This is a genomic window from Streptomyces sp. NPDC111802 (assembly GCF_055634335.1).
In genome coordinates, this window is sequence record NZ_JBVKCZ010000189.1 from 1 (window position 1) to 2,268 (window position 2,268).

Sequence of the window (2,268 nt, forward strand, 5' to 3'; positions counted from 1 at the left end):
GCGGTGCGACGGTTGCCGTAGAAGAGGGTGACCGTCGAGCGGGAGTCGGCGGCGAGGACGGACTCGGCGATGGACATCATGGGCGTGATGCCGGATCCCGCCGCGATCAGCACGTGATGGCCGGGAGTGGTGAGGTCGGGGGTGAAGGCGCCGGTGGGGGCCATCACCTCGACGGTGTCGCCGGGGCGTACGTCGTTGACGAGCCAGGACGAGAAGAGCCCGCCCGGCACGACCCGTACGCCGATACGCGGACTGGAACCGACCGGCGAGCAGATCGAGTACGACCGTCGCTCGTCGCGCCCGTCGATCTCGCGCCGCAGCGTCAGCGACTGGCCGGGCGCGAAGGCGAACTCCTCCGCCAGCTCGGCCGGGATGTCGAAGCCGACGGCGACGGCGTCCGCGCACAGGGGCTCGATGGCGGCGACGCGCAGGGGGTGGAAGGCCGGACGGCGGCGGGCGCGCGGGCCTACCGTCGCGGCCGTCTGTGCTTCCCTCAGGCCTTCCATTCAGATCTCCTTGACGTACTCGAACGGCTCGCGGCAGGCCCGGCAGCGCCACAGCGCCTTGCAGGACGTGGCGGCGAAGCGGGAGGTCTCCTCGGTGTCCGCCGAGCCACAGCGCGGGCAGGTCACCGCGCGCCGGGTGGGTGACAGCACCAGCGGGACGGGGCCGTCGCCGCGCGGTGCGGGGCCGGGCGGGGCGATGCCGTGCTCGGCGAGTTTGCGACGGCCTGTCGGGGTGATCCAGTCGCTGGTCCACGGGGGGTCGAGGACCGTGCGGATCTCCACGCGCTCGTACCCCGCCTCGCGCAGGCGCGCCGCCACATCCGCCCGCATCTCCGCCATCGCCGGGCAGCCCGAGTAGGTCGGGGTCAGGCCGGCGACCACCGTGCCGTCCTCGGTCAGTTCGACGCCGCGCAGGACGCCGAGGTCGGCCAGGGTGAGCATGGGCAGTTCGGGGTCCGGCACCTGTTCGGCGATGCGCCGGGCGCGCCGGGCGTCGAGCAGGGTGGTCACCATGTCGCCTCAGGGTGGGCGCGGGCCACGCCCTGCAACTCGGCGAGCAGCGGGGCGAGGTGCTCGGTGTGTTCGCCGTCGCGGCCGGATCCGGGCAGCGGCCGGTACACCGGCATGGGCAGTCCGGCCGCCGCGGTGACCTGGCGGATGACCGCGACCACTTCGTCCCGTACGTCGTACGCGGTGAACAACTCGCCGATGTAGGGGGCCACTTGCTCCTGTGCCCGGCGCATCCGGCGGTGCGACTCGTCCGTGCCGTCGCCCAGGCGTACGGCCCATTCCGCGGCGTACTGCCGGTGGTAGGCCAGCTCCTTGACGCCCTTCGCGGCGATCGCCGCCAGCACGGGGTCGGGGTGCGAGGCCAGTCGCTCGAAGTGAGCGAGACGCCAGCTGGAGAGCAGCAGAAGCCGCACGATGGAGAACGCGAAGTCACCGTTGGGCAGCTCGGCCAGGCGTACGTTGCGGAAGTCGTCGGCGTCACGGAAGTAGGCGTAGGCGTCCTCGTCGCGGCCGGTGCCGTCGGCCTGGCCGGCGCGGGAGTACAGCAGGCGGGCCTGGCCGAGCAGGTCGAGGCCGATGTTGGCCAGCGCCACCTCCTCCTCCAGCTCCGGCGCCCGGGTGATCCCCTCGGCGAGGCGCTGGGCCGAGATCAGGGCGTCGTCGGCCAACGCGACACAGACGGCGGCCAGTTCACCACCGTCGACGCCGTCGGGCAGGGTGGTGTCGACGCCGTGCAGCGGGTCCTCGAAGCCTGTGCCGTAGGCCCAGCGGGTGTCGTCCTCGTGTCCCTCGGCCAGGGTCATGTAGACGTGGTCGTCACTCATGCCCTCTCCTTCAGATGTGCGGGACATCGTCAGGGATGTCGTAGAACGTCGGGTGGCGGTAGACCTTGTCGGCGCTGGGCGAGAAGAACGGGTCCTTCTCGTCACGGGTGGAGGCGGCGATGTGCTCGGAGCGCACCACCCAGATCGACACGCCCTCGTTGCGGCGCGTGTACAGATCGCGCGCATGGGTGAGCGCCATCCGGTCGTCGGCCGCGTGCAGCGAGCCCACGTGCACGTGGTTGAGCCCGCGCTTACCACGCACGAACACCTCGTACAGCGGCCAGTCCTGCTTCTCGGCGGTCATGCCACCGCTCCCTTCTCCACGCGGGCGATCTGCTTGGCGGCGTGGGCGGTGGCCGCCTCCCGCACCCAGGCGCCCTCCTCATGGGCGCTCCGGCGCCGGGCGACCCGCTCGGCGTTGCAGGGCC

At 72.2% G+C, this 2,268-nt stretch carries 4 protein-coding genes and 1 pseudogene; all 5 read right to left on the minus strand.

The features are described 5' to 3' along the window. Window positions 1–506, minus strand: a 506-nt coding sequence (locus tag ACZ7NC_RS45290; protein ID WP_471498246.1) for an FAD-binding oxidoreductase, incomplete at its 3' end; no start/stop codon positions are given. Then, window positions 507–1,019, minus strand: coding sequence for a 1,2-phenylacetyl-CoA epoxidase subunit PaaD (gene paaD, locus ACZ7NC_RS45295; RefSeq protein WP_471498249.1), 513 nt, complete (start codon window positions 1,017–1,019; stop codon window positions 507–509). Next, window positions 1,013–1,840, minus strand: a complete 828-nt coding sequence (paaC, locus tag ACZ7NC_RS45300; protein WP_471498253.1) for a 1,2-phenylacetyl-CoA epoxidase subunit PaaC — start codon at window positions 1,838–1,840, stop codon at window positions 1,013–1,015. Before paaC ends, paaD begins: the two co-directional genes overlap by 7 nt. Window positions 1,841–1,850: 10 nt before the next feature. Beyond that, window positions 1,851–2,144 carry a 1,2-phenylacetyl-CoA epoxidase subunit PaaB gene (gene paaB / locus ACZ7NC_RS45305; protein WP_471498257.1) on the minus strand — a complete coding sequence of 98 codons (294 nt, stop codon included), beginning with the start codon at window positions 2,142–2,144 and terminating at the stop codon, window positions 1,851–1,853. Continuing rightward, window positions 2,141–2,268, minus strand: a pseudogene (locus ACZ7NC_RS45310) (1,2-phenylacetyl-CoA epoxidase subunit PaaA); the annotation flags it as partial. The gene paaB and the pseudogene ACZ7NC_RS45310, both read right to left, overlap by 4 nt.